Annotated in this window: 23 protein-coding genes and 1 riboswitch; of the genes, 9 read left to right on the forward strand and 14 right to left on the reverse strand. The window is 67.5% G+C overall.

Going from position 1 to position 26,366, the window contains the following annotated elements:
* Positions 1–100 precede the first annotated feature (100 nt).
* Positions 101–889 (reverse strand): class II aldolase/adducin family protein, encoded by a 789-nt coding sequence (locus J2P76_RS16910; RefSeq protein ID WP_207408838.1) that lies wholly within the window; start codon positions 887–889, stop codon positions 101–103.
* 255 nt (positions 890–1,144) lie between these two features.
* Between J2P76_RS16910 and J2P76_RS16915 the strand changes: the two genes are divergently transcribed.
* The 3 genes from J2P76_RS16915 to lon all read left to right on the forward strand — a co-directional run bounded on the left by J2P76_RS16915 (position 1,145) and on the right by lon (position 5,195).
* Complete coding sequence (locus tag J2P76_RS16915) at positions 1,145–2,161, forward strand: aldo/keto reductase (RefSeq protein WP_207408839.1); 1,017 nt, start codon at positions 1,145–1,147, stop codon at positions 2,159–2,161.
* A gap of 278 nt (positions 2,162–2,439) precedes the next feature.
* Positions 2,440–2,847 carry an Hsp20/alpha crystallin family protein gene (locus J2P76_RS16920; protein ID WP_207408840.1) on the forward strand — a complete coding sequence of 136 codons (408 nt, stop codon included), beginning with the start codon at positions 2,440–2,442 and terminating at the stop codon, positions 2,845–2,847.
* A complete protein-coding gene (lon, locus tag J2P76_RS16925) occupies positions 2,844–5,195 on the forward strand; it encodes an endopeptidase La (RefSeq protein ID WP_207408841.1) in 2,352 nt (783 codons plus the stop codon). The genes J2P76_RS16920 and lon overlap by 4 nt, the downstream gene beginning before the upstream one ends.
* Positions 5,196–5,397: 202 nt before the next feature.
* Here lon and J2P76_RS23835 read toward each other — a convergent pair whose 3' ends face one another.
* The 7 genes from J2P76_RS23835 to J2P76_RS16960 all read right to left on the reverse strand — a co-directional run bounded on the left by J2P76_RS23835 (position 5,398) and on the right by J2P76_RS16960 (position 13,717).
* Positions 5,398–5,754, reverse strand: coding sequence for a biotin/lipoyl-containing protein (locus J2P76_RS23835; RefSeq protein ID WP_431603406.1), 357 nt, complete (start codon positions 5,752–5,754; stop codon positions 5,398–5,400).
* A gap of 11 nt (positions 5,755–5,765) precedes the next feature.
* Positions 5,766–7,460, reverse strand: coding sequence for a dihydrolipoyllysine-residue acetyltransferase (aceF, locus tag J2P76_RS16935; protein WP_207408842.1), 1,695 nt, complete (start codon positions 7,458–7,460; stop codon positions 5,766–5,768).
* A gap of 463 nt (positions 7,461–7,923) precedes the next feature.
* Positions 7,924–9,060, reverse strand: a complete 1,137-nt coding sequence (gene rodA / locus J2P76_RS16940) for a rod shape-determining protein RodA (RefSeq protein WP_207408843.1) — start codon at positions 9,058–9,060, stop codon at positions 7,924–7,926.
* The gene (mrdA, locus tag J2P76_RS16945) at positions 9,057–11,141 is read right to left on the reverse strand and encodes a penicillin-binding protein 2 (protein ID WP_207408844.1); all 2,085 of its coding nucleotides are present in this window, start codon (positions 11,139–11,141) and stop codon (positions 9,057–9,059) included. The genes rodA and mrdA overlap by 4 nt, the downstream gene beginning before the upstream one ends.
* Positions 11,142–11,165: 24 nt before the next feature.
* Positions 11,166–11,723 (reverse strand): rod shape-determining protein MreD, encoded by a 558-nt coding sequence (gene mreD, locus J2P76_RS16950; RefSeq protein WP_207408845.1) that lies wholly within the window; start codon positions 11,721–11,723, stop codon positions 11,166–11,168.
* Positions 11,710–12,594, reverse strand: coding sequence for a rod shape-determining protein MreC (mreC, locus tag J2P76_RS16955; protein ID WP_207408846.1), 885 nt, complete (start codon positions 12,592–12,594; stop codon positions 11,710–11,712). Before mreC ends, mreD begins: the two co-directional genes overlap by 14 nt.
* A gap of 79 nt (positions 12,595–12,673) precedes the next feature.
* Entirely contained in the window at positions 12,674–13,717 is a 1,044-nt protein-coding gene (locus J2P76_RS16960; RefSeq protein ID WP_012247450.1) for a rod shape-determining protein, read from the reverse strand.
* 226 nt (positions 13,718–13,943) lie between these two features.
* Here J2P76_RS16960 and gatC point away from each other — a divergent pair, with 226 nt between their 5' ends.
* From gatC to gatB, 3 genes are read left to right on the forward strand one after another with little or no spacing between them, the layout of a single operon-like run.
* Complete coding sequence (gene gatC, locus J2P76_RS16965) at positions 13,944–14,252, forward strand: Asp-tRNA(Asn)/Glu-tRNA(Gln) amidotransferase subunit GatC (RefSeq protein WP_207408847.1); 309 nt, start codon at positions 13,944–13,946, stop codon at positions 14,250–14,252.
* 3 nt (positions 14,253–14,255) lie between these two features.
* Positions 14,256–15,794: an Asp-tRNA(Asn)/Glu-tRNA(Gln) amidotransferase subunit GatA gene (gatA, locus tag J2P76_RS16970; RefSeq protein ID WP_207408848.1), complete on the forward strand. Its 1,539-nt coding sequence runs from the start codon at positions 14,256–14,258 to the stop codon at positions 15,792–15,794.
* On the forward strand, positions 15,791–17,248 hold the full coding sequence (gatB, locus tag J2P76_RS16975; protein ID WP_207408849.1) for an Asp-tRNA(Asn)/Glu-tRNA(Gln) amidotransferase subunit GatB: 1,458 nt from the start codon (positions 15,791–15,793) through the stop codon (positions 17,246–17,248). The genes gatA and gatB overlap by 4 nt, the downstream gene beginning before the upstream one ends.
* A 362-nt stretch (positions 17,249–17,610) precedes the next feature.
* Here gatB and pyrE read toward each other — a convergent pair whose 3' ends face one another.
* Complete coding sequence (gene pyrE / locus J2P76_RS16980) at positions 17,611–18,288, reverse strand: orotate phosphoribosyltransferase (protein WP_207408850.1); 678 nt, start codon at positions 18,286–18,288, stop codon at positions 17,611–17,613.
* 152 nt (positions 18,289–18,440) lie between these two features.
* Between pyrE and J2P76_RS16985 the strand changes: the two genes are divergently transcribed.
* Together J2P76_RS16985 and gdhA are read left to right on the forward strand one after the other, a co-directional pair.
* Entirely contained in the window at positions 18,441–19,229 is a 789-nt protein-coding gene (locus J2P76_RS16985; RefSeq protein WP_207408851.1) for an exodeoxyribonuclease III, read from the forward strand.
* A gap of 432 nt (positions 19,230–19,661) precedes the next feature.
* A complete protein-coding gene (gene gdhA, locus J2P76_RS16990) occupies positions 19,662–21,005 on the forward strand; it encodes an NADP-specific glutamate dehydrogenase (protein ID WP_207408852.1) in 1,344 nt (447 codons plus the stop codon).
* Positions 21,006–21,109: 104 nt separating this feature from the next.
* Here gdhA and J2P76_RS16995 read toward each other — a convergent pair whose 3' ends face one another.
* The 5 genes from J2P76_RS16995 to J2P76_RS17015 all read right to left on the reverse strand — a co-directional run bounded on the left by J2P76_RS16995 (position 21,110) and on the right by J2P76_RS17015 (position 25,901).
* Positions 21,110–21,748: a trimeric intracellular cation channel family protein gene (locus tag J2P76_RS16995; protein WP_207408853.1), complete on the reverse strand. Its 639-nt coding sequence runs from the start codon at positions 21,746–21,748 to the stop codon at positions 21,110–21,112.
* Positions 21,749–21,787: 39 nt separating this feature from the next.
* Entirely contained in the window at positions 21,788–23,029 is a 1,242-nt protein-coding gene (locus J2P76_RS17000; protein ID WP_207409241.1) for a muropeptide transporter, read from the reverse strand.
* A gap of 87 nt (positions 23,030–23,116) precedes the next feature.
* Positions 23,117–23,734, reverse strand: a complete 618-nt coding sequence (metW, locus tag J2P76_RS17005) for a methionine biosynthesis protein MetW (RefSeq protein ID WP_207408854.1) — start codon at positions 23,732–23,734, stop codon at positions 23,117–23,119.
* On the reverse strand, positions 23,731–25,002 hold the full coding sequence (metX, locus tag J2P76_RS17010; protein ID WP_207408855.1) for a homoserine O-succinyltransferase MetX: 1,272 nt from the start codon (positions 25,000–25,002) through the stop codon (positions 23,731–23,733). Before metX ends, metW begins: the two co-directional genes overlap by 4 nt.
* A riboswitch (SAM riboswitch) is annotated at positions 24,992–25,071 on the reverse strand. Its footprint overlaps the gene before it by 11 nt.
* 71 nt (positions 25,072–25,142) lie before the next feature.
* On the reverse strand, positions 25,143–25,901 hold the full coding sequence (locus J2P76_RS17015; protein WP_207408856.1) for a GntR family transcriptional regulator: 759 nt from the start codon (positions 25,899–25,901) through the stop codon (positions 25,143–25,145).
* A gap of 170 nt (positions 25,902–26,071) precedes the next feature.
* Here J2P76_RS17015 and J2P76_RS17020 point away from each other — a divergent pair, with 170 nt between their 5' ends.
* The gene (locus J2P76_RS17020; protein WP_012247438.1) at positions 26,072–26,353 is read left to right on the forward strand and encodes a UxaA family hydrolase; all 282 of its coding nucleotides are present in this window, start codon (positions 26,072–26,074) and stop codon (positions 26,351–26,353) included.
* Positions 26,354–26,366: the final 13 nt, after the last annotated feature.

A 26,366-nucleotide genomic window follows, 5' to 3' on the forward strand; every position in this document is an offset into this window, starting at 1 on the left:
GGAACTGCGACCGGCGGGCACGGCCGCCGGCCGTTGCCCGCCGGCCGCATGGACTGCTTGCGGCGGCGGCCCGCGCCGGGCGCGGGAGGCGCTTGATGCTTTATTCGCGGTAGCTGCTGTCCAGGCGGTCGAGCTTGCGCAGCAGCGCCGGCCATTCCATGACGCCGTACGGGCGCCGCGTGCCGGGCTGGTAGTTGTTCCAGGTTTCTTCCAGCACCTGCGGCGCCACCTGCTGCAGCGGCTGCTGCGTGGCCTGGGCCGCCAGCTGCGTGCGGCAGGCCAGTTCCAGGCGATGCATCCAGTTGAATGCCTCGCCCACCGTGCGGCCCACGGTCAGGGCGCCATGGTTGCGCAGGATCAGGGCCTCGCCATTGCCCAGGTCTTCGATCAGCGAGGCCTGCTCTTTGGTGTCCAGCACCACGCCCTGGTAATCGTGGTAGCCGATCTTCAGGAACCGCATCGCCGTCTGGGTGCTGGGCACCAGCCCGCAGGCCAGCGAAGACACGGCCATCGAGGCCCAGCTGTGGGTGTGGATGACGCAATCGACGTCGTGGCGGGCGGCATGCACGGCGCTGTGTATGACGTAGCCGGCCTTGTTGATGCCATAGCCCAGTTCGCCGAAATCGGGCTTGGCCAGGATGTTGCCGGCCAGGTCGACCTTGATCAGGCTGGACGCGGTGATCTCTTCGTACATCATGCCGTAGGCATTGATGAGAAAGGCGTTTTCTTCGTCGGGCACCCGCATCGAGATGTGGTTGGCCATCATGTCGGCCATGCCGTACAGCTCGACCAGCCGGTAACAGGCGGCGAGGTCGACGCGGGCCTTCCATTCGGCTTCTGAACATTGGCCCCGCATCGACGGAATCTGCAATACGCCGCTCTTGGTCATGACCTTCCCTTGTATGAATGAGTGATATGGGCCCTGCGGGGGCGCCATCGGGAACCATTCAATTTAAGAGCGATGGCGGCGCGGCGGTAGTCCTCATTCGTAAAGAGGCCTTCACGGTTCGTGAAGTGCCGCGGCGCGCCGCCATCCGGCCGGTTCCGGGCCGGGTTCGCCGCGGCCGGCGCGCGCTGCGCCGGCGCTGCATTCGCAGTACGCTTGCAGATTCTTCCTTCTTCTACCAGATCAGGACTTCATGCCATGAAATACCGTCGTCTCGGTGCCAGCAATCTGCGTGTTTCCCCGTTGTGCCTGGGCACCATGATGTTCGGCGAGCAAACCCCGAACGACGAGGCCGCCAGCATCGTCGCGTCGGCGCGCGAAGCCGGGTTGAATTTCATCGATACGGCCGACGTCTATAACCAGGGCCGTTCGGAAGAGGTGGTGGGCAAGCTGCTGGCCGGCCAGCGCCACGATTGGGTGCTGGCCACCAAGATCGGCAACGCCGTGGCCCGCGCGCCCAACCGGTCGCATTATTCGCGCCAGTGGATCATGCAGGGCGTCGACGCCAGCCTGGCGCGGCTGGACACCGACTACATCGATATTCTCTACCTGCATCGCGACTTCCATGAAGAAAACCTGGAAGAGGCCATGCGCGCCATGGGCGACCTGATCCGCGCCGGCAAGCTGCGCAGCTTCGGGCTGTCGAACTTCCGCGGCTGGCGCATCGCCGAAGTCATGCGGCTGTGCCGCGAGCTGGGCGTGCCCCAGCCGGTGGTGTGCCAGCCTTACTACAACATGCTGAACCGCGGCCCCGAGGTCGAAATCCTGCCGGCCTGCGGCCATTATGGCCTGGGCGTGGTGCCGTACAGCCCCATCGCGCGCGGTGTGCTTACCGGCAAGTATGCGCCCGGGCAGCCGCCGGCGGCCGACACCCGCGCCGGCCGTGGCGACAAGCGCATCCTGGACACCGAGTTCCGCGAAGAGTCGCTGCAGATCGCCGCCGAGCTTGCGGCCTACTGCGAAGGGCGCGGCGTGCGGCCCGGCCATTTCGCCACCGCATGGGTGCTGGCCAACCCGCTGGTCACCGCCGTGATCGCCGGGCCCCGCACGCTGGCGCAGATGCAGGACTACTACGCCGCGCTCGATCTGCAGATCACGCCGCAGGAAGAAGCCATGGTCAATGCCTGGGTCACGCCGGGCCATGCGTCCACGCCGGGCTACAACGATCCCAGCTACCCGTTCTACGGCCGCCCGGTCGAAGTGGCGCAGGCATAGCCTGGCCAGGTGTCAGGCTCCCGCAGGGGTGCCTGACACCGATGTGTGCAGAGCCTGTTCAATCGTACGGTATCTGGCACCCTGCGGGAGCCAGATACCTGGAATCGGCGGTTGCACTTGCCGCGCGCCGCGCGCATCATGGCTGTACAGGCTGGCCCGGCGCTTGCTGCGCGGGCCGGCGCGGCGGCGCAGCCGGCGGCTTGCCCGCCACCTGTCCGCGTGGCTTGAAATACGCCGACTCGCCGCCAGATACGAACTATGGCCAAGAGGGCAAGTTCATGAGATCGCGCGATTTTTCATCCTGGATCTGGGGCGACGCGCTGTCGCTGCTGGAACACGCCGAGCGCCTGCATCGCCAGTTGCTGCGCGCCGGCCCCGCCGATGCGCCCCACTGGGAGCCGCCGGTGGACGTCATCGAAACCCCGGCCGCCGTCATGGTCTATGTGGCCCTGCCCGGCGTGCCGTCGGACAGCCTGGTGGTGGCCTTCGATCCGGGCGGCATCACCGTCTCGGGCGTGCGCCCGATGCCCTGCACGGCCAACGCCCGCATCCACCGCTTCGAAATTCCCTACGGCCGCTTTCGCCGCCGCATTCCGCTGCCCCTGCATGCGCTCGAGCCCGAGTCGTCCGAATTGGTGGACGGCTGCCTGGTCTTGACCCTGAATAAACTGAGGGAGGCTCCATGAGCGATACCCGCATTCTGCCCGACGACGCGCGCATCATCATCCCGCTGCGCGACGCGGTGCTGTTTCCCGGCGTGCTGTCACCCGTTACGGTGCGGCGCGAATCTTCGGTGGCGGCCGCCCAGGAAGCCGTCAAGAACGAGCGCCCGGTGGGCTTTCTGCTGCAGCGCGACCCGTCCAAAGACGCCGTCGGCCCCGACGACCTGCGCTGGGTGGGCACCGAAGGGCCGATCGCACGCTACATCACCGGGCAGGACGGCGCGCATCATTTGCTGGTGCAGGGGCAGTCGCGTTTTCGTGTGCTGGAGTTCCTGAGCGGCTGGCCATTCATGGTGGCGCGCGTGGCCGAGATCCCGGCGGCCGAAGACCACGACAGCCAGACCGAGGCGCGCTTCCTGCAGCTCAAAGAGCAGGCCATCGACGCCATCACGCTGCTGCCGAACGTGCCCGACGAACTCATCGGCGTGGTGCGCGGCATCGAATCGCCCGGCTTGCTGGCCGACATGGTCACGCACATGATCGACATCAAGCCCGAGCAGAAGCAGGACATCCTTGAAACCTTCGACCTGTCGCGCCGGCTGGACCAGGTGATTGAACTGCTGGCCGGACGCGTCGAGGTGCTGCGCCTGTCGAAAGAAATCGGCGACCGCACGCGCGCGCAGTTCGACGAGCGCCAGCGCGAAACCGTGCTGCGCGAGCAGCTGCGCCAGATCCAGAAAGAGCTGGGCGACGTCGACGACAGCGCGGCCGAGGTGGCGCGCCTGAAAGAAGCCATCGACGCGGCCGGCATGCCCGACGAAGTGCTCAGCCACGCCCGCAAAGAGCTGGGCCGGCTGCAGCGCATGGGCGAGGCCAGCGGCGAATCGGCCATGCTGCGCACCTACCTGGAATGGCTGACCGAACTGCCCTGGAAGCAGCAGCCGCAGCCGCCCATCGACCTGGCCGAGGCGCGCAAGGTGCTGGACGAAGACCACTTCGGCCTGGACAAGATCAAGCGGCGCATCCTGGAATACCTGGCGGTGCGCAAGCTCAATCCGCAGGGCCGCAGCCCCATCCTGTGTTTTGCCGGCCCGCCGGGGGTGGGCAAGACCTCGCTGGGCCAGTCCATCGCCCGCGCGACCGGGCGCGCCTTCCAGCGCGTGGCGCTGGGCGGGGTGCACGACGAGGCCGAGATCCGCGGCCACCGCCGCACCTACCTGGGCGCGCTGCCCGGCAACATCATCCAGGCGATGCGGCGCGCCGGCACCAACAACGCGGTGGTGATGCTCGACGAAATCGACAAGCTGGGCGCCGGCGGCTTCCATGGCGACCCGGGCAGCGCGCTGCTCGAGGTGCTGGACCCCGAACAGAACCATAAATTCCGCGACAACTACCTGGGCGTGGACTTCGACCTGTCGCACGTGATGTTCATCTGCACGGCGAACATGCTGGAAACCATTCCCGGGCCGCTGCGCGACCGCATGGAAATCATCCAGCTGCCGGGGTACACCGAAGAAGAAAAAATCCAGATCGCGCGCCGGTACCTGGTGCGGCGCCAGCTCGAGGCCAACGGCCTGACGGCCGAGCAGGCCGAGCTGTCCGATGCGGCGCTGTCATCGATCGTGGGCGACTACACCCGCGAGGCCGGCGTGCGCCAGCTCGAGCGCGAGATCGGCGCCACGCTGCGCCACGCCGCCATGCAGATCGCCGAAGGCAAGACCACCCACGTGGTCATCGATGCGCCCGACCTGCCGGCCATCCTGGGCGCGCAGCGCTTCGAAAACGAGGTGGCGCTGCGCACCGGGGTGCCCGGCGTGGCCACCGGCCTGGCCTGGACGCCGGTGGGCGGCGACATCCTCTTCATCGAAGCCAGCAAGACGCCCGGCAGCGGGCGCCTGATCCTGACCGGCCAGCTGGGCGACGTCATGAAAGAGTCGGCCCAGGCCGCGCTGACGCTGGCCAAGATCTGGAGCGGCGATGCGCTGGAAAAGACCGACGTGCACATCCACGTGCCGGCCGGCGCCACACCCAAAGACGGCCCCAGCGCCGGGGTGGCCATGTTCCTGGCGCTGGCGTCGCTGCTGTCGGGGCGGCCGGTGCGCTCGGACGTGGCCATGACCGGCGAAGTCAGCCTGCGCGGCCTGGTGCTGCCCATCGGCGGCGTCAAGGAAAAGACCCTGGCCGCGCTGCGCGCCGGCATCACCACGGTAATGATCCCGCGCCGCAATGAAAAAGACCTGGACGACGTACCGGCCGAAGCGCGCGCCAAGCTGAAGTTCGTGCTGCTCGACCGCATCGAAGACGCGATTCGCTACGCGATTGACGGGCAGGATGTGGCCGCTAGCGAGGCGGTGGGAGTGTCCGAGGTTTGATCGGGAATTTTTTGAGTGCCGATGGCGTCGGCGGCGGGGGCGTGAACGCCTTGGCCAGGTGTCAGGCTCCCGCAGGGTGCCTGACACCGTTGTGGGCAGATCGTCTTGCCAATTCGGTGTCTGACACCCTGCGGGAGTCAGACACCTGAACACCTGAACACCTAAGCGACCTGAAGCGCCACGCCAGCCACCACCCGAACGCTCATCCGCGCCGCGCAGGGCGGCGCGGATGAGCGGCCCTGCACTTTCTTCCCAGAGTCCAAAATCGCGGCCCAAGCAGGCAAGAACCGAAAACGCCCCAGCGATGCGGCAGTTCAGATTCGATGCGAGTCGTGGCGGGGGGCGTGAGCGCCGCGGCGCCTCGGAGCCGGGCCGGGCGCGCTGGGCGCCCGACGGCTCCGTGAAGCCAAGGCGTNTCCATCGACGCCTTGTCCGACTCCACCGTGATCAGGCTTTGCTCCGGCTTGATGGTGTCGCCCTCCGACACCAGCACCTCGATCACTTCCACTTCCTTGAAGTCGCCTATGTCCGGAACCTTGATTTCCACGAGTTTGCTCATAAGGCCCCCGGTTACAGCGCGATGCGGCGGAAGTCGGCCAGCAGCTGGCCCAGGTACGCGTTGAAGCGCGCGGCGGCGGCGCCGTCGATGACGCGGTGGTCATACGACAGCGACAGCGGCACCATCAGGCGCGGCACGAACTGCTTGCCGTCCCACACGGGCTGCTGGGCCGACCGCGACACGCCCAGAATGGCCACTTCGGGCGCGTTGATGATGGGCGTGAAGTGCGTGCCGCCGATACCGCCCAGCGACGAAATCGAGAAGCAGCCGCCCTGCATTTCGGCGGGCGAGATCTTGCCTTCGCGGGCCTTCTTCGACAGCTCGCCCATTTCCTTGGCGATGTCCAGGATGCCCTTCTTGTCGGCGTCGCGGATCACCGGCACCACCAGTCCGTTGGGCGTGTCGGCCGCGAAGCCGATGTGGTAGTACTGCTTGTAGACCAGCTGGTCGCCGTCGAGCGATGCATTGAACTCGGGGAACTTCTTCAGCGCCGCCACCACCGCCTTGATCAGGAAGGCCAGCATGGTGACCTTGACGCCGGCCTTCTCGTTCTCTTTGTTCAGCGTGACGCGCAGCGCCTCCAGGTCGGTGATGTCCGCTACGTCGTTGTTGGTGACGTGCGGGATCATGACCCAGTTGCGGTGCAGGTTGGCGCCCGAGATCTTCTTGATGCGCGACAGCGGCTTGGCCTCGACCGGCCCGAACTTGGTGAAATCGATCTTGGGCCACGGCAGCAGGCCCAGCGCGGCGCCGTCGGCGCCGCCCGCTCCGGCGGCAGCCGGGGCCGCCAGCGCCTGCTTCACGAACGCGCGCACATCGTCGGCGGTAATGCGGTCTTTGGGACCCGAGCCCTTGACCTTGCTCAGGTTCACGCCCAGCTCGCGCGCGAACTTGCGCACCGAAGGCGAGGCATGCGGCAGCTGGCCGGGCTTCAGGCCCGGGTCTTCCAGCGCGGCGGCGGGAGCCGGCTTGGCGGCGCCGGCAGCGGCGTTGCCAGAGGTGTCGGACACCTGCCGTTCCTGCGGCTGGGCAGGCGCTTCAGCTTGCTTGGCCGGAGCCGGCGCCTGGGCCGGCGCCGGGGCCGCGCCCCGGCCTTCCACCACGACGATGGCGCTGCCCTTGGCGACCTTGTCGCCCACCTTGACCTTCACTTCCTTGACCACCCCGCCGGACGAAGCCGGGATCTCCATCGAGGCCTTGTCGGACTCGACCGTGATCAGGCTTTGCTCGGGCTTGATGGTGTCGCCCACCGCGACCATGACTTCGATGACTTCCACTTCCTTGAAGTCGCCGATGTCGGGCACGGTGATTTCCGAAGTGCCGCCACCGGACGCGGCCGCCGGGGCTTTCTCGGCCGGGGCTTTCTCTTTACCGACGGTGTCTGACACCCGTTGGGAGTCAGACTCCTGGGAGGCGGCCGGCGCGGCTGGCGCCGGCTTGGCTTCCTTGGCGTCGGCAGCCGCTTCGCCGGCCTCGACCTCCAGGATCACCTTGCCTTCGGCGACCTTGTCGCCCACCTTCACCTTCACCGACTTCACCACACCGCCCGCCGACGCCGGAATCTCCATCGACGCCTTGTCCGACTCCACCGTGATCAGGCTTTGCTCCGGCTTGATGGTGTCGCCCTCCGACACCAGCACCTCGATCACTTCCACTTCCTTGAAGTCGCCTATGTCCGGAACCTTGATTTCCACGAGTTTGCTCATGNCGACGCACCACTGGGGCGGCTGGGGTTCTTGCCTTCGTGGGGGATTGCACCTTGAAAAGAGAAAAATCGTGCGGGGCCGGCCATCGGCGCCGCCCTGCGCGGCGCCGATGGCCATTCGTGCACTGCGCATTGCGCCGCCCGAATGCGATATCGGGCCGCGCTGGGCGGCCTGATATCGCGGCCCCGCAAAATTTTTCCCTTCCCAGAAGCATGAGCCAAACAGGCAAGAACCCCACCCGCCCCGGCGATGTCCGGGCTTGAGGCCAATGCGAGTCGGTTGGGCGTTGGCGGTGCGGGCGGGGCGCCTCGGGGCCGAGCGAGGGAAACCGAAGGAGCGCAGCGACGAGGTTGACAACGCGATGTCTGGCGCGAAGGCGCCAGACCGGCCCCGTGAAGCGCCGCCCGCACCGCCAACACCCAACCGACGCCTTAGTAGGCATCCAACCCCGCAAAACCCCCGGCTAGGTTTTTTCCCCTCGATGCCGCGAAATGCTCATCAATATCCCGCAGGCAATCCCCATGGTGAATAGCGCCGTCCCCCCGTAGCTCATGAAGGGCAGCGGCACGCCCACTACGGGCAGGACGCCTGTCACCATGCCGACGTTGACGAACACGTAGATGAACACCATCATCGTCAACGCGCCCGCCAGCAGGCGGCCGAATTGGGATGAGGCGCGCATGGCGATGGTCAGGCCGCGTGCGATCAGCAGGGCGTACAGCACCAGCATGGCCACGCCGCCGTACAGGCCGAACTCTTCGGCGTACACGGCGAAAATGAAGTCAGTGGTGCGCTCGGGGATGAAATCCAGGTGCGTCTGCGTGCCCTTCATGTAACCCTTGCCGTACAGCCCGCCCGACCCCACCGCGATCATCGACTGGATGGTGTGGAAGCCTTTGCCCAGCGGGTCGGAACTGGGATTGAGCAGCGTGCAGACGCGCTGCTTTTGATAATCGTGCAGCACCACCCAGTCGACGCCGGGCTGGCACAGGGTGTCTTCGTAGTAGATCAGGATGCCGACGCTCAACACGCCGATCACGGCCAGCGGCGCCAGCAGCTTGAATGACAGGCCGGCGAAATAGATGACGCAGAAGCCGGCGCCGAACACCAGCAGCGCGGTGCCCAGGTCGGGCTGCAGCACGATCAGGGTGAACGGGGCCGCCAGCATCGCCGCCGCCACCAGGAAGTCGCGGATGCGCACCTCGCCTTCGTGGCGCTGGAAATACCAGGCCAGCATCAGCGGCACCGCGATCTTCAGCATTTCTGACGGCTGGATGCGGGTGATGCCCAGGTCCAGCCAGCGGGTCGCGCCCTTGCTGGTTTCGCCGAAGAACTCCACGCCCAGCAGCAGCACCACGCCCAGCACGTAGAACGGCAGCGCCAGCCGCATCAGCATCTTGGGCGGCACCAGCGCCACCGCCCACATGGCGCAGAAGGCGATCAGGAAATTGCGCGACTGCTCGGCAAAGCGCCAGTCGGTACTGCCCACGGCCGAATGCATGACGGTCAGGCCCAGCGCGGCGAACAGCATCAAGATGACCAGCAGCGGCCAGTCGAAGGCAAGGAACACGCGTGCCAACAGGGCGCCCAGACGCTTCATGGCTTGTCTCCGGTGGCGGGCGACTCGAACAGGTCGGTCAGGTCGGACAGCGCCGGCGCCGTCGAGGGCGCGCGCCGCGCGGGCGCGGCCGGCGGCTTGGGCGCCGCGGTGGCCCGGGGCGCCGGCCGGGGCCTGGGGGCCGGCGCGGGCGCGGGCGCCGCGGCAGCCGGCTGGGGCGCGGCCGGCGCCGCCGCTTCGGCGGGCGGGGCGGCGGCCGGCGGGATGGGCGCCGCCGGCGCGGTCTTGGCCAGCCAGAAATCGAACACCTTGCGCGCGATGGGGGCCGCCACGCTGGCGCCCCAGCCGGCGTTCTCGACCAGCAGCGCCACCGCGATGCGCGGCCGGTCGTAAGGCGCGAACCCCATGAACAGCGCGTGGTCGCGCAGACGCTCGTCGAGTTCGCTGGCCCGGTATTGCGAGCCGCGCAGGCTGAACACCTGGGCGGTGCCGGTCTTGCCGGCGGCCTGGTACGGCGCGCCCACGAACGCGCGCCGCGCCGTGCCCTGGCGCACCACGTCGGCCATGGCGGACTTGATGATGTCGACGTTCTGCTGCTTGAGCGGAATGCGGTATTGCGGGGTCGACGGCGTCACGGTGGTCTTGCCGCTGCGGGTGTCGCGCACCGCGTGCACCAGGTGGGGCCGCCGGAAGGCGCCGTTGTCGGCCAGGGTAGAAGTGGCCTGCGCCAGCTGCAGCAGGGTGAACGAGTTGTAGCCCTGCCCCACCGCCACCGAAATGGTTTCGCCGGCGTACCAGCGCTGCCGCTCGCGCCCCTTGTACGCCTTGCGCTTCCACTCGGTGGACGGCAGCACGCCGGCGCGCTCGCCGTCCAGGTCGATGCCGGTGATCTGGCCGAAGCCGAACTGCTTGGAAAAATCATGCAGCGCGTTCACGCCGATTTCCGGGCCGAGCGAATAAAAATAAGTATCCGACGACACCACGATGGCGCGGTGCATGTCGGTCATGCCGTAAGCGGCGCCGCCGGCATTGCGGAACCGCTGGCCGCCGAATTCGTAATAGCCGGGATCGGCAATGCGCTCGGTGGCGCTGCGCACGCCCAGTTCGAGCGCCGCCAGGGCCACGAAGGGCTTGTAGGTCGAGCCGATGGGATACGTGCCGTACAGCGGCCGGTTGATCAGCGGATGGTCGGGCGATTCGTTCAGCAGGCGCCAGTTCTCGACGTCGATGCCGTCGATGAACAGGTTGGGGTCGAACGACGGCTGCGACACGAAAGCCAGCACCTCGCCGGTGTTGGGATCCAGGGCCACCAGGGCGCCGCGCTGGTCGCCGAACGCTTCTTCGGCGATGCGCTGCAGGTCCAGGTCGATGGACAGCATGATGTCGGAGCCCGGCACCGGGTCGCGGCGGCGCAGGGTGCGCACCGGACGGCCGCTGGCGGTGACTTCGACTTCTTCGACGCCGGTCTGGCCGTGCAGCTGCTCTTCCCAGCTTTTCTCGATGCCCTTCTTGCCGATGACGTCGGTGCCGCGGTAATTGCCCAGCTGGCCGGCGTTTTCCAGGGCTTCGATGTCATTGTCGGAAATACGGCCGATGTAGCCCACCACATGGCCGGCCGTGGCGCCCTGGGGATATTCGCGCACCCAGCGGGCCCGCAGCTCCACGCCGGGGAATTCGTAGGCGTGGGCCGCGAACCAGGCGGCTTCGGTTTCGTTCAGGTTGTTGCGCAGCACCAGGCTGGCGTAGCGGCTGGATTCGACCACGCGGCGCTTGAAGCGGCGCAGGTCGCCCGGGCTGATATAGACGATGGGGGTCAGGCGGTCGAGCAGCGTGTCGATGTCGCCGGCCTGGGCGGGCACCACCTCAAGCGTATAGGTGCGGTAGTTGCGCGCCAGCACGTGGCCGTTGCGGTCCAGGATCTCGCCGCGGCGCGGGGCGATCGGCACCACCGCGATGCGGTTGCGGTCGGCGCGCTCGGACAGGCCTTCGTAGCGGTCGACCTGCAGGTACCAGAACCGGCCCACCAGCACGCCGAAGCAGATCAGCGCGAACAGGCCGCCCACCCAGGCGCGCAGCCTGAAGCGCTGCTTCTGCTGCTGACCGGTTTTCTTGAATTCGAACATGGCGGGCGCGTGGAAAACCCGGCCTCAGACTGAGGAGGACTCGACATCGTCGGTGCCGCGCTGCGGCAGGTGCAGCACCCAGCCGGCCAGCGGCCAGATGGCCACGGTGAGCAATACGCCCAGAGTCCATTCCCAGCCCGGCCATTTGCCGGCCAGCCAGGCCAGCACCATCTGCTGCACCAGCCGCGCCAGGAAAAACACCGGCAGCATGTGCATGGCCTGGCTCCAGAGATCGAAGCGCTGCAGGCGGCGATGCAGCGCCACCGCGCCGTAGGCCATCAGGGTGTACGACAGCGCGTGCCCGCCCAGCACGCTGGCATCGTGCACGTCCATCAGCACGCCGAAGCAGAATGCCGCCACCAGGCCGATCCGGCGCGGCTCGTGCACGCACCAGAACGCCAGCACCAGCGCCAGGATGTCGGGCGCGCCTTCCCAGACCCGCCAGGGCAGCAGCGACAGCAGCCACGCCAGCAGCAGCGTGCCCCAGACGAACGCGCCGTGCGCCGGCCGCGCCAGGCGCTCGGGGCGCACATTGCTGGGCGTGCCCAGGCGGCGCGCCGGCTGGGGGTTATTGCGATCCACCGGTATCGGCCTCTTGAAGATCGGACTGGGCGCGCGCCACGTCGACTTGCAGCACCAGGAAATGGCGGTAGCGCTCGGGGTGGGCCAGCGGTTCGCAGATGGCGCGCGCGAACCCGGACGCGGTGTCGCGCTCGACCGTCAGCACCCTGGCCACCGGCAGGCCGGCGGGGAACAGGCCGCCGACGCCGCTGGTGACGATGGTATCGCCTTCTTTGATGTCGGCGTTGGCGGCCAGGTAGCGCACTTCGATGCGGCCCGGCGTGTTCGAGCCGAAGGCGATCAGGCGCAGTCCGTTGCGCAGCACCTGCACCGGCACCGACACGCGCTCATCGGTAACCAGCGCGGCTTCGGCCGCCATGGGCGTGACCCGCACGATCTGGCCCACCACGCCGCCTTCGTCGATGACCGGCATGCCCGGCGCCAGGCCGGCCTGGCTGCCCTTGTTGAACACCAGGCGCTGCTGGAAGGTGTTGGCCGGCTCGTACAGCACTTCGACCACCACGGCCGCCTGCTCGACGGTGTCGGTGACCCCCAGCAGGCGGCGCAGCTGGGCGTTCTCGGCCGCCAGCTGCGCGGCGTGGGTGGCCACCTGCGACAGTTCGATGCGCTGGCGCTGCAGCGCCTCGTTTTCGGTGCGGATGCGATTGGCGGCGTTGAACCACTCGTTGAACTGCTGTACCAGGTCGCGCGGCGCCATGACGGCGCGCTGGAAGGGGTACAGGCCCACGGCGACGGCGCGCCGCAGCGGTTCGAGCACGTGGAATTGCGAATCGAGGACCAGCAGCGCCAGCGACAGGGCGACCATGACGAGCAACCGGACTTCTGCCGGCGGGCCGCGCCTGAACAGCGGTGGAGTCCCTTGTCGTTGCATGAATACCGAACCCGGGCGTCAGCCCGCGACCGCTGCGCCGGGCAGCGCCGGCGAAGCGGCGCCGGCCGGCGGGACGGGCTTAATCGTTGATGAAGATGGCGCCCAGTTTCTCAAGGTGTTCGAGCGCTTCGCCGCAGCCGCGCACCACGCAGGTCAGGGGGTCTTCGGCCACCACCACGGGCAGGCCGGTTTCTTCCTGGAGCAGGCGGTCGAGGTCGCGCAGCAGCGCGCCGCCGCCGGTCAGGGCGATGCCCTTGTCGGTGATGTCGGCGCCCAGCTCGGGCGGGGTCTGTTCCAGGGCGATCTTGACTGCCGAGACGATCTGGTTGAGAGGGTCGGTGAGCGATTCCAGGATTTCGTTGGACGACACCGTGAAGCTGCGCGGCACGCCTTCGGCCAGGTTGCGGCCCTTGACCTCGATTTCGCGGACTTCGGAACCCGGGAACGCCGAACCGATTTCTTTCTTGATGAGCTCGGCGGTGGGTTCGCCGATGAGCATGCCGTAGTTGCGGCGGATGTAGTTGACGATGGCCTCGTCGAACTTGTCGCCGCCGACCCTGACCGAACCCTTGTACACCATGCCGCCCAGCGAAATGACGGCGACTTCGGTGGTGCCCCCGCCGATGTCGACCACCATCGAGCCGCTGGCGTCGGACACCGCCAGGCCGGCGCCGATGGCCGCGGCCATGGGCTCTTCGATGAGGTAGACGTGCGAGGCGCCCGCCCCCAGGGCGGATTCGCGGATGGCCCGGCGCTCGACCTGGGTGGAGCCGCAGGGCACGCACACGATGATGCGCGGGCTGGGCGCCAGCATGTTGCGCGGATGGACCATGCGGATGAACTGCTTGAGCATCTGCTCGGTGACCGTGAAGTCGGCGATGACGCCGTCTTTCATGGGGCGGATGGCTTCGATGTTGCCCGGGACGCGCCCCAGCATCTGCTTGGCCTCGTGGCCGACGGCCTGGATGATTTTCTTGCCGTTGGGGCCGCCTTCGTGGCGGATGGCGACCACCGATGGCTCGTCGAGCACGATGCCCTTGCCCCGGACGTAGATCAGCGTGTTGGCGGTACCGAGGTCGATCGCCATATCGCTGGAAAAGTAACTGCGCAGGAATCCGAACATGGGAGCTCAGCGAATTCAGGAATTAGGGTCGCACTGCTGGCGGCAGGCCGCAAAGCAGGCCCGCCGATCGAGTGCAGCGATTAAACCGTGAATGATAACTTATAATTTCCCCGGAAATAGCGCATAAATGCGGGCTATTTATGGTTTGTCACAGCGCCGAACGATGTAAAACCCAGGCCTTGCAACCGGCGGCCCGCCCCCCTTCGATTTTTCTCAGCTTCCCCTCATGGCGCTCAACGAACAAGACGTGGCCCGCATTGCCCGGCTGGCCAGAATTGAATTGACCCCCGACCAGCGCAGCCGCGCCCAGGACGAACTCAACGGCATCCTCCACCTGATCGAGCGGCTGCAGGCGGCCGACACCCAGGGCGTCGAGCCGCTGGCCCACCCCCTGTCGGCCCACCAGGACATCGCCCTGCGCCTGCGCCCCGACGCCGTCACCGAAACGGCCTCGGAAGACCGCCGCGCCGAGCTGCTGGCCAATGCGCCGGACGCCCGCGACGGCCTGTTCCTGGTTCCCAAGGTCATCGAGTAAGCCATGACGACTTCCGCCCTGCATACCCAATTCGGCGGCATCGCCGAACTGCGCGCCGCCCTGGCCGGCCGCCAGGTCAGCGCCCGCGAGCTGGCGCAGAGCGCCCTGGACGCCGCCCAGGCCGCCAGCGCCCTGAATACCTTCCTGCACCTCGACCCCGACCTGACCCTGGCCCAGGCCGACGCGGCCGACGCCGCCCTGGCCGCCGGCACGGCCGGCCCCTTGGCGGGCGTGCCCATTGCCCATAAAGACGCTTTTGTTACAAGGGGCTGGCGCACCACCGCCGGCAGCAAGATGCTGCAGAGCTACGCCAGCCCGTTCGATGCCACCGTGGTGCAGCGCCTGCAGGCCGCGGGCGCCGTGTCGGTGGGCAAGCTCAACTGCGACGAGTTCGCCATGGGTTCGGCCAACGAAAACTCGGCCTACGGCCCGGTGCGCAACCCCTGGGACCACGACGCCGTGCCCGGCGGCTCGTCGGGCGGCTCGGCCGCCGCGGTGGCGGCCCGCCTGGTGGCCGCCGCCACCGGCACCGACACCGGCGGCTCGGTGCGCCAGCCGGCCGCCCTGTGCGGCGTCAGCGGCATCAAGCCCACCTACGGCACCGTGTCGCGCTTCGGCATCGTGGCCTTCGGCTCCAGCCTTGATCAGGCCGGCCCGCTGGCGCCCAGCAGCCGCGACCTGCTCGAACTGCTCGACCCCATGAGCGGGTTCGACCCCCATGACGCCACCAGCCTGGAAACCTGCGACGGCGCGCCCAACGCGCCGGGCCGCATCCGCGCCGCCTACGACGCCGCCCAGGCCGGCTGCGACGCCGCCGGCAGCCAGCCCCTGAAGGGCCTGCGCATCGGCGTGCCGCAAGAATATTTCGGCGCCGGGCTGGCCCCTGACGTGGCCGCCGCGGTCGAGGCCGCGCTGGCGCAGTTCGAGGCCCTGGGCGCGCAGCGCGTGGCGATTTCGCTGCCGCGCACCGAACTGGCCATCCCCGCCTACTACGTGATCGCGCCGGCCGAGGCGTCCAGCAACCTGGCGCGCTACGACGGCGTGCGCTACGGCCACCGCGCGGCCGAATATGCCGACCTGAACCAGATGATCGCGCGCTCGCGCGCCGAGGGTTTCGGCGACGAGGTCAAGCGCCGCATCCTGATCGGCACCTACGTGCTGTCGCACGGCTACTACGACGCCTATTACCTGCAGGCCCAGCGCGTGCGCCGCCTGATCGCGCAAGACTTCCAGCACGCCTACGCCGGCCAGTGCGACGTCATCATGGGGCCGGTGGCGCCCACCGTGGCCAAGAACATCGGCGACAACCGCGACGACCCCACCGCCGACTGGCTGGCCGACGTCTACACGCTGGGCGTCAGCCTGGCGGGCCTGCCGGCCATGTCCGTTCCTTGCGGCTTCGGCCAGGGCGGCCGCCCCGTCGGCCTGCAGATCATCGGCAACTATTTCGACGAAGGCCGCCTGCTGGCCATCGCCGACCGTTATCAACAAATTACCGACTGGCACCGCCGCGTGCCCGGCCGGCAAGGCACCGAGCAATGAACTGGGAAATCGTCATCGGCCTGGAAACGCACACCCAGCTTTCCACCGACGCCAAGATCTTTTCGGGCAGCAGCACCCGTTTCGGCGCCGCGCCCAACACGCAGGCCAATGTGGTCGACCTGGCGCTGCCCGGCAGCCTGCCGGTCATGAACCGCGGCGCGGCCGAACGCGCCATCCGCTTCGGCCTGGCGGTGGGCGGCAGCGTGGCGCCGCGCTCGGTGTTCGCGCGCAAGAACTACTTCTACCCCGACCTGCCCAAGGGCTACCAGATCAGCCAGTACGAGCTGCCGGTGGTACAGGGCGGCTCGCTGTCGTTCTTCGTGGGCGAAGAAGAAAAAACCGTCAACCTGACGCGCGCCCACCTGGAAGAAGACGCCGGCAAGTCGCTGCACGACGACTTCGCCCTGGCCAGCGGCGCGCCGGCCAGCGGCATCGACCTCAACCGCGCCGGCACGCCGCTGCTGGAAATCGTTACCGAGCCCGAAATGCGCTCGGCCGCCGAGGCCGTTGCCTATGCGCGCGCGCTGCACAGCCTGGTGGTGTGGCTGGGCATCTGCGACGGCAACATGCAGGAAGGCTCGTTCCGCTGCGACGCCAACGTGTCGGTGCGCCCGGTGGGGCAGAAAGAATTCGGCACCCGCACCGAAATCAAGAACGTCAACTCGTTCCGCTTCCTGGAACGGGCCATTCTGTTCGAAGCGCGCCGCCAGATCGAACTGATCGAAGACGGCGGCACGGTGGTGCAGGAAACCCGCCTGTACGACGCCGACCGCGACGAAACGCGCAGCATGCGCAGCAAGGAAGACGCGCACGACTACCGCTACTTCCCCGATCCCGACCTGCCGCCGCTGGTCATCTCGCCCGAATGGGTCGAGCAGGTGCGGGCCCAGATGCCCGAACTGCCGGCCGCCCTGCGCGAGCGTTTCGAGCGCGACTACGGCCTGTCGGCCTATGACGCGGCCCAGCTGTCGGCCAGCCGCGGCCTGGCGGCATACTTCGAAGAAGTGGCGCGCGCCCTGCCGGCCGGCCAGGCCAAGCAGGCCGCCAACTGGATCATGGGCGAAGTGGCCGCCACCCTGAACCGCGAAGAAAAAGACATTGCCGACGTGCCGGTGCAGGCGCCCGCCCTGGCCGCCCTGATCGGCCGCATCGTCGACGGCACCATTTCCAACAAGATCGCGCGCGACGTGTTCTCGGCCATGTGGGCCGGCGAACACGGCGGCCAGCCCGACGCCATCATCGAGGCGCGCGGCCTGAAGCAGATCAGCGACACCGGCGCCATCGGCGCCATGATCGACGAGGTGCTGGCGGCCAACCCGGCCATCGTGGCCGAATACCGGGCCGGCAAGCAGAAAGCCTTCAACTCGCTGGTAGGCCAGATCATGAAAGCCGCCAAAGGGAAGGCGAATCCGCAGCAAGTCAATGAGGTATTGAAGCAGAAACTTGAAGGGTGATTGCCTCCCTCTCTGTTGTTGGGGGAGGTGTTTCTATTGGCGTCGTGGGGTCTGTTTTAGAAAAGAAAAACATCTTGCGGGGCCGCCAGGTAAGGCCGCCCAGCGCGGCTTTACCTGGCATTCGGCTGGATCTGGGCACTGCTCGGTTTTTCGGGTGTCTGACTCCGAAGGTGTCAGACACCGCAGCGAGCCGAGGCTGTCTCAGTCGTACGGTGTCAGGCACCCTGGCGGGAGCCTGACACCTGGAACAGCCAGGAGATCATGCCATGGGTGCCAAACACCAGGCAGGCAAGCCTACGCCAATGCTCATCAGGCCCGCGCCACCCCGCGACGTCCAGAAGAAAGCCCCACGCCCCCGGGGATCACAGTACCCCGTATTTGGCCCGATAGGCCAGCACCGCCTGCTGGTTGCCCGCGAACTGCGAATCGCCCTGCAGCAAGGCCAGGATGTCGGCCAGCGATGCGATGCTGACCACCGGCATCCCGTAGGTCTTGGCCACGTCCTGCACGGCGGAATGGGGCGACAGGGCATCGTCGGGGCCGGCGCGTTCCTGGCGGTCCAGGGCGATCAGCACGGCGGCGGGTTCGGCGCCGGCGGCGCGGATGATCTCGACCGACTCGCGCACCGAGGTGCCGGCGGTGATCACGTCGTCGATGATCACCACCCTGCCCTGCAGCGGAGCCCCCACCAGCGTGCCGCCTTCGCCGTGGTCTTTGGCTTCTTTGCGGTTGAACGCGAACGGCACGTCGCGCCCCTGCATGGCCGGATGGCCGGCCAGCGCCACGGCCGTGGCCGTGGCCAGGGGGATGCCCTTGTAGGCGGGCCCGAACAGCATGTCGAAGGCAATGCCGGAATCGACCAGCGCCTGCGCATAGAACTGCGCCAGCCGGCCCACCGAGGCGCCGCTGTTGAACAGGCCCGCGTTGAAGAAATACGGGCTGGTGCGGCCCGACTTGACCTTGAAGCTGCCAAAGCGCAGCACGCTCTCATCGAGGGCAAAACGGACGAAGTCGGTAGAAGTGGCGGTAGCGGCGGCCATGCGGCGGGGTTTCCGGAAAACGAGAAGAGACCGGCATTTTAGCTGCCTTCACCGCCGTCCCCGGCGCACACCGGCTTGCGCGGCCGGCGCCCGAGTCGGTTAAATTCGGCGCTTGGACCGGCGCAGGCCGGCCGCTTTCCAGGAGTTTCGCCGTGCTGCGCATTACCTCGATCAACCTCAACGGCATCCGCTCGGCCTTTCGCAAGGGCCTGCAGCCATGGATGCAGACGCACAGCGCCGATGTGCTGTGCCTGCAGGAAATCAAGATTTCCGATGCGGACCTGACCGACGACCTGCGTCACCCGCCCGGCTACACCGGCCACTTCTGCCATGCCATCAAGAAAGGCTACAGCGGCGTGGGCATGTACCTGCGCAGCGCCGCCGAGCGCGTGCAGTCGGGGCTGAACTGTGAAGAATTCGACGCCGAGGGCCGCATCATCCGCGCCGACTGGAAGAACCTGTCGGTCATCAGCGCCTATCTGCCGTCGGGCTCCAGCGGCGATGAACGCCAGCAGGCCAAGTACCGCTTCCTGGACGTATTTGGCCCCTGGCTGGACGAGCTGATGCGCGAACACAAGAAAACCGGCCGCGAATTCGTGATCTGCGGCGACTGGAACATCGCGCACAAAGAAATCGACCTGAAGAACTGGAAGGGCAACCAGAAAAATTCGGGGTTCCTGCCCGAAGAGCGGGCCTGGCTGACCGAGGTCTTCGACAGGCGCGGTTTTGTCGACGTGTTCCGCACGCTGGACGAGCGGCCCGACCAGTACACCTGGTGGAGCAACCGCGGCCAGGCCTGGGCCAAGAACGTGGGGTGGCGCATCGACTACCAGATCGCCACGCCGGGCCTCGCCGCCCGCGCGCGCAACACCTCCATCTACAAAGACGAGCGCTTCAGCGACCACGCGCCGCTGACCGTCGACTACGACGTCGCGCTGTAGCGCCGCCGGGGCGGGCCGGCGAACGGCCTTAAAAAAACGGGGCCAAATCAGTGGCCCGGGCGATGCCCGCCCGGCCCCGCAAAGGCCCCGCCTACCCCCCGGATGCCGGGGTGATGGCGGCGCCGCCCCCGGGCAGCCGCGCATCAAAAAATGGGGACATAAAATTTTCCCCAGGGAAACCGCGGCCCGGTGCATTGGAATCCATGTATCCCGCCCGCGCGCAAGATGACGCGCGAATAATTCGTCCCCAATAATTATCGGCCGCAACGCCAGTGTTCATGCGGGTTTCCGGGCAGCGGCGTTTTGCGCGGTGGTCGCGTTTGCTCGTACAATTCTGCACCGAGCCAGTGCAATCACGCACTGGATTGGCCCCTACTCGCACCATATCCGGGCAGTTCTGCACCGGTTTGCGGCGTTCCCCAGGAGACCCGTGTGAAACTGCAGAGTCTTGACGACTTTCTGCGCCAGGTCGCTGCGCGCGACCCGCAGCAACCCGAATTCATGCAAGCCGTACATGAAGTCATGTCCAGCTTGTGGCCCTTCTTGCAACAGCACCCCCATTACGCCGAGTACGCCCTGCTCGAGCGGCTGGTCGAACCCGAGCGCGTGATCCAGTTCCGCGTGTGCTGGACCGACGACCAGGGCCAGTCGCGCGTGAACCGCGCCTTCCGCGTGCAGCACAGCTCGGCCATCGGCCCGTTCAAGGGCGGCATGCGCTTCCACCCGTCGGTAAACCTGTCGGTGCTGAAGTTCCTGGCCTTCGAGCAGACCCTGAAAAATGCCCTGACCACGCTGCCCATGGGCGGCGGCAAGGGGGGTTCCGACTTCGATCCCAAGGGCAAGTCCGACGCCGAAGTCATGCGCTTCTGCCAGGCGCTGATGCTTGAACTGCACCGCCACCTGGGCCCCGACACCGACGTGCCGGCCGGCGACATGGGCGTGGGCGCTCGCGAGGTCGGCTTCATGGCCGGCATGATGAAAAAGCTGTCGAACTCGGCCGCCAGCGTGTTCACCGGCAAGGGCCTGACCTTCGGCGGCAGCCTGATCCGCCCCGAAGCCACGGGCTACGGCACGGTGTACTTTGCCGAAGAAATGCTCAAGCGCGAAGGCCTGTCGTTCGACGGCCTGCGCGTCTCGGTGTCGGGCTCGGGCAACGTGGCCCAGTACGCCATCGAAAAGGCCATGACGCTGGGCGCGCGCGTGGTCACGGTGTCCGATTCCGACGGCACGGTGATCGACGAAGCCGGTTTCACCCATGAAAAGCTGGCCGCCCTGATGCACCTGAAGAACGACCTGCGCGGCCGCCTGGCCGAATACGCCGGCCAGTTCAAGCTGACCTACGCCGCGGGCAAGCGCCCCTGGCACGTGCCGGTGGACGTGGCCCTGCCCTGCGCCACCCAGAACGAGCTTGAAATCGACGACGCCCGCACCCTGATCGCCAACGGCGTGAAGTGCGTGGCCGAGGGCGCCAACATGCCGTCCACCCTGGAGGCCGCCAAGACCTTCATCGAGGCCGGCGTGCTGTACGCGCCGGGCAAGGCCAGCAATGCCGGCGGCGTGGCCGTATCGGGCCTGGAAATGAGCCAGAACGCCATCCGCCTGGCCTGGACGCGCGATGAAGTCGACCAGCGCCTGCACGCCATCATGCGCGACATCCACGAAAACTGCGTGCGCCACGGCCAGGGCCGCGGCACCGCGGTCAATTACCTGGACGGCGCCAACATCGCCGGCTTCGTCAAGGTGGCCGACGCGATGCGCCAGCAAGGGCTGTATTGACCCGGCGACTGGGGTAGTCCGGGCGCCTGGTTCTATTGAGACAGTCCAGGCACACATCGGTGTCTGACACCCTGCGGGAGTCAGACACCTGCGTTACCTCTCGCTCAGTGCCAGTCGTCGCGGTACACGAAGCGGGGCATCTGCCAGTTCAGGCGCAGCGCCAGCAGCCGGAAAGCCAGGCCCACCACCAGCGCCGCCGGCACCGCCGCATTGGCCGACAGGCCGGCCGCCAGCGAACCCACGTACAGGCCGCCGGTCACCAGCGACACGCTGGCGTAGAGTTCTTTGCGGAACAGCAGGGGCACATCGTTGCACAGCACGTCGCGCAGCACGCCGCCGGCGCAGCCTGTGATCATGCCGCTGATCAGCACGATGCTGACCGGCAGCTGCATCTGCTGGGCCACCTTGCAGCCGATGATGGTGAAAGCCACCAGCCCCACCGCGTCCAGCAGCAGGAACAGGCTGCGCAGGCGCCGCATCAGCGGCGCCCCCAGCGCGGTCAATAGCGCCGCGCCGGCCGTCATGGCCAGGTATTCGGGGTGCGACACCCAGGTCAGCGGGTAATGGCCCAGCAGCACGTCGCGCAGCGATCCGCCGCCCAGTGCGGTGACGCAGGCGATGATGCATACGCCCATCCAGTCCATGTCGCGCCGGCCGGCGGCCAGCGCCGCCGTCATGGCCTCGGCCACGATGGCCACCAGGTACAGCGCGTGCAGCAGCAATGTGGATGTTTCAACAGGCATGGCAAACTCGCAAACGGGGCGCGGCCGATAGCGCGCGCGTCAGGCCGGCGGCTCCAGCGCATCGATGGTGCGGCGCTGGTTCCACAGCAGCAACACGCCCGGCACCGCGATCGCCACCGTCAGCAGGAAGAAACCCGGCCAGCCCAGCCAGTGCACCAGCGGCGGCGTCAGGGGGCCGGCCAGGTAGATGCGGCCCACCGCCGACAGGGCCGACAGCAGGGCGAACTGCGTAGCCGAGTAGCGGTGCTGGCACAGCGCCATCAGCAGGGCCACGAAAGACGCGGTGCCCAGGCCGCCGCACAGGTTCTCGACGCCCACCGCGGCGGCCATCAGCCAGATGCTCTTGGGGCTGACCGCGATCACCCAGTAGCCCAGGTTGGACAGCGCCTGCAGCAGGCCGAAGGCCATCAGCGAACGGTACAGCCCCCAGCGCGCCATCAGCGTGCCGCCGGCCAGCGCGCCGACGATGGTGGCGGCCAGGCCCAGCACCTTGTTCACTGTGCCCACTTCGGTGGGATCGAAGCCGGCGCCCCGGATCAGGAAAGTGGTGGACAGCGCGCCGGCAAAGGCATCGCCCAGCTTGTACAGCACGATCAAGGCCAGCACGGTGTAGGCGCCGCGCCGGCTGAAGAATTCGCGGAACGGCTCGACCACCGCCAGGCCCAGGCTGCGCGGCGCGCTGGCGGGCTGTTCGGGCTCGGGCGCCCACAGGGTGGCCAGCGCGCAGGCCAGCATCAGCCCGCCCATCAGGACATAGGTGGCCCCCCAGCCCAGCCATTGGTCGGCCAGGATCAGCGCCAGCCCGCCCGACACGATCATGGCCAGGCGATAGCCCAGCACCTTGATGGCGGCGCCGGCGCCCCGCTCTTCGCGGCGCAGCACATCGGTGCAGTACGCATCAAAGGCGATGTCCTGCGTGGCCGAGAAAAACGCCACCGCCACGGCCAGCAGCGCCAGCGGCAGCAGGGCCGAGGCCGGCGACAGCGCACCCATGGCCATGATGGCGGCCGCCAGCAGCAGTTGGGTCACCAGCATCCAGCCGCGCCGGCGCCCGAGCACCGGCGGCACATAGCGGTCGACCAGCGGCGCCCACAGGAACTTCAGCGTGTAGGCCGAGCCCACCAGAGTCAGGAACCCGATTTCTTCCAGAGATACGCCGTCGACTGTCGCCCACGCCTGCAGCGTGCCGCCGGTCAGCGCCAGCGGCAGTCCGCTGGCAAAGCCCAGCACCAGCAGAGGCGCGACCCGGCGGCTGAAATAGACATGGGATACGACAGAAATAGCGGGCTCCTGGCAACGGCGGCGCGGCGGGCGCCGGACACGGCATATTAACCAATGGCCGCCGGCCCGCGGCGCGCCGTCTCGATGTCAGTCGGCCGCGTAGCGATACACCGCCAGGGTGCTGCGCCAGCCCGGCAGCACGGTGATTTCGCGGCCTTCGTGGAAAGTGGCGCGTTCGAGGATGCGCAGGCCCAGCTCGCCGGCCAGGCGTTCGAAATCACGCAGGGTGCACAGGTGGATGTTGGGCGTGTTGTACCACTGGTACGGCATCTGTCCGGTCACGGGCATGCGGCCGCGCAGAATCGACCAGCCGTGCGGCCAGTAGCCGAAATTGGGAAACGACACGATGCCGTAGCGCGCCACCCGGGCCATCTCGCGCAGGATGTGCTCGGTGCGGTGCATCGACTGCAGCGTCTGCGACAGCACGACCGTGTCGAACTGCTTGTCGTCGAACAGGGCCAGGCCGTCTTCCAGGTTCTGCTGGATGACTTCCACGCCGCGCCCGACGCAGGCAATGACGTGGCTGTCGTCGATCTCGACGCCCGCGCCGCGCACCTGGCGCTGGTCGCGCAGGTAGGCCAGCAGCGCGCCGTCGCCGCAGCCCAGGTCGAGCGCGCGGCTGCCGGGCTCGATCCAGCTGGCGATGCGGACCAGGTCGGGACGCATGCCGGCCGTGCGGCCGGCGCGGGCGGATACGGGGCTCATGCGGCACATCCTTCAACGCGGGCCGGCTCGGCGGCCGATGCGGCCGGCCGGGCGGCGGGTTCGTCCAGGCCCAGTTCGCGCGCGATGCGCTCGTAGTAGCCGCGCAGCACCGCGTGGTAGCGCGCGTCGTCGAGCAGGAAGGCATCGTGGCCGTGCGGGGCGTCGATTTCGGCGTAGGTGACCGGGCTGCCGTTTTTCAGCAGCGCGCGCACCATCTCGCGCGAGCGCTCGGGCGGGAAGCGCCAGTCGGTGGAAAACGACACCAGCAGGAAATCGGCCTGGGCCGGCTTCAGGGCGCGCGCCAGGTCGCCGCCGGTGCCGCGCGCCGGATCGAAGTAGTCCAGGGCGCGGGTGATCAGCAGGTAGGTATTGGCGTCGAAATAGCGCGAGAATTTCTCGCCCTGGTAGCGCAGGTACGACTCGACTTCGAATTCGACGTCGTAGCCGTAGCGGTAGGCGCCGCCTTCGGCGGGCTCGCGCTGGGTGCGGCCGAATTTCTCGGCCATGTCGTCGTCGGACAGGTACGTGATGTGGCCGATCATGCGTGCCACCGACAGGCCGCGGCGCGGCACCGTGTTGTGCGCGTAGTAATCGCCGCCGTGAAAGTCGGGATCGGTGATGATGGCGCGCCGCGCCACTTCGTTGAAGCCGATGTTCTGGGCCGACAGGCGCGGCGTGCTGGCAATGACGATGCAGTGGGCGACCCGTTCGGGGCAGGTGATGGCCCAGCTGAGGGCCTGCATGCCGCCCAGCGACCCGCCCATCACGGCCGCGAAGCGCTCGATGCCGAAATGGTCGGCCAGGCGCGCCTGGGCATGCACCCAGTCTTCGACCGTCAGCACCGGAAAGGCGGCGCCCCAGGGATGCCCTGTGGCCGGGTTGATGCTGGCCGGGCCGGTGGAGCCGAAGCACGAGCCCAGATTATTGACGCCGATCACGAAATAGCGATTGGTGTCCAGCGGCTTGCCGGGGCCCACCATGTTGTCCCACCAGCCCACGTCGTTGGGGTCGTCGGCGGCCAGGCCGGCGACGTGGTGCGAGGCATTCAGGGCATGGCAGACCAGCACGGCGTTGTTGCGCTGCGCATTAAGCGTGCCATAGGTTTCGACCGCCAGCTCGTACGAGTGCAGCGATTGGCCACTGGCCAGGGGCAGCGGCTCGTCGAAGCGGATGAGCTGAGGGGTGACGATGCCAACCGAACCAGGTTCGGCAGAAGCGATGGCGCCGGGGGCAAGCCCCCCGGCCGGAGCAAGGGCGGGAGCGGTCATACGGACCTCTTTAGCTGGATTTATAGAGGCGCCCGCAAGCGGATCAGGCAAATCGGCGCCGGTGTAAGTTTCAGGAGTTTAGCATTGCCTGCAGGGGTGGGTACCGTGACGGCGGCGGCGTGGCAGTGGTGCTGCGGCGCTTACACGGCCAAGGCGGCGCCGGGTTCTTGTCCCAGGTATTCGTAGGCGGCGGTGTTTACGCGGGAGATCCGCCATTCCACGGGTTGCCGGTTGTATGAGTAGGCCACCCGGCGGATTTCGAGCAGGGGGGTGTGTTCGGCCACGCCCAGCCAGCCGGCGTGGGCGGCGTCGGCCAGGCAGACGCGCAGGCGTTCGTCGGTGGCAATGACGTTTACGCCGAACACGTCCTGGTACAGGGAATACAGGGTGCTGGGCCGCTCGCGCAGGTGCTGCTCGGCCATGCCGGGAAAGCGCGATTCGGGCAGGCAGATGTCGTCCACCATCACCACGTCGCCGTTCAGCGAGAGCACGTTGGTGAACTCGTACACATAGGCGCCGGCGGCCAGGCCCAGGTGTTCGCGCGTGGCGGCGTTGGCGCGCGCGCGGCGAAAGCGCAGCAGCTGGGTGCTGGGATACGACTTGTGGCCGTCCTGCCGCAGGATGCGGAAGAACTTGAAGAAGTGGTGGTTGCGGGTGTGCACCGCCACATACGTGCCGCGCCCCTGGTGGCGCACCAGGATGTTCTCGGCGGCGAGTTCGTCGATGGCCTTGCGCAGGGTGCCGATGGATACGCCGAAGCGCTCGGCCAGGGTTTTCTCGGGGGGCACGGCGTCGCCCTGCTTCCATTCCCCGCGCGCCAGCGCCGCAAGCACCGCCTGCTTGACCTGGGCGTACAGGGGGCTGCCAAGGGGAACAGTCGTCGTCGTGGTGTTTTTCATGGCGGAACCGGATTGAGGAGGCCGAATTGTAGCGGCGCGCGGCGTCGCAGGCTAAATCATACAACTCATATATATGATTTAGTTGACTTCAATAAAAGGCCCGCCTAAGATGCAGGCAACCGGCCCGGGACCGAGCAACCTGGGCGGCCATCACACCAGAGAGGACAACAATGATTCACGCCGTATTGCACGATGCGAAAGACACGGTGGCGGTCGCCGTCGTGGAAGGCCTGAAGGCGGGCACCGAACTGAATGCCTGGATCATGGATGAAGACAAGATCATCCACCTGAAGGCGCTGCAGGACATTCCCATCGGCCACAAGGTGGCCCTGAAAGACATGGCGGTCGGCGACACCGTGTTCAAGTACGGCACCGACATCGGCAAGGTGGTCGAGCCCATCAAGGCGGGGCAGCACGCCCACGTCCACAACATCAAGACCAAGCGCTGGTAAGCGGCCGCGCTTT

The organism is Bordetella petrii (genome assembly GCF_017356245.1).
GTDB classification, from domain to species: domain Bacteria; phylum Pseudomonadota; class Gammaproteobacteria; order Burkholderiales; family Burkholderiaceae_B; genus Bordetella_A; species Bordetella_A petrii_D.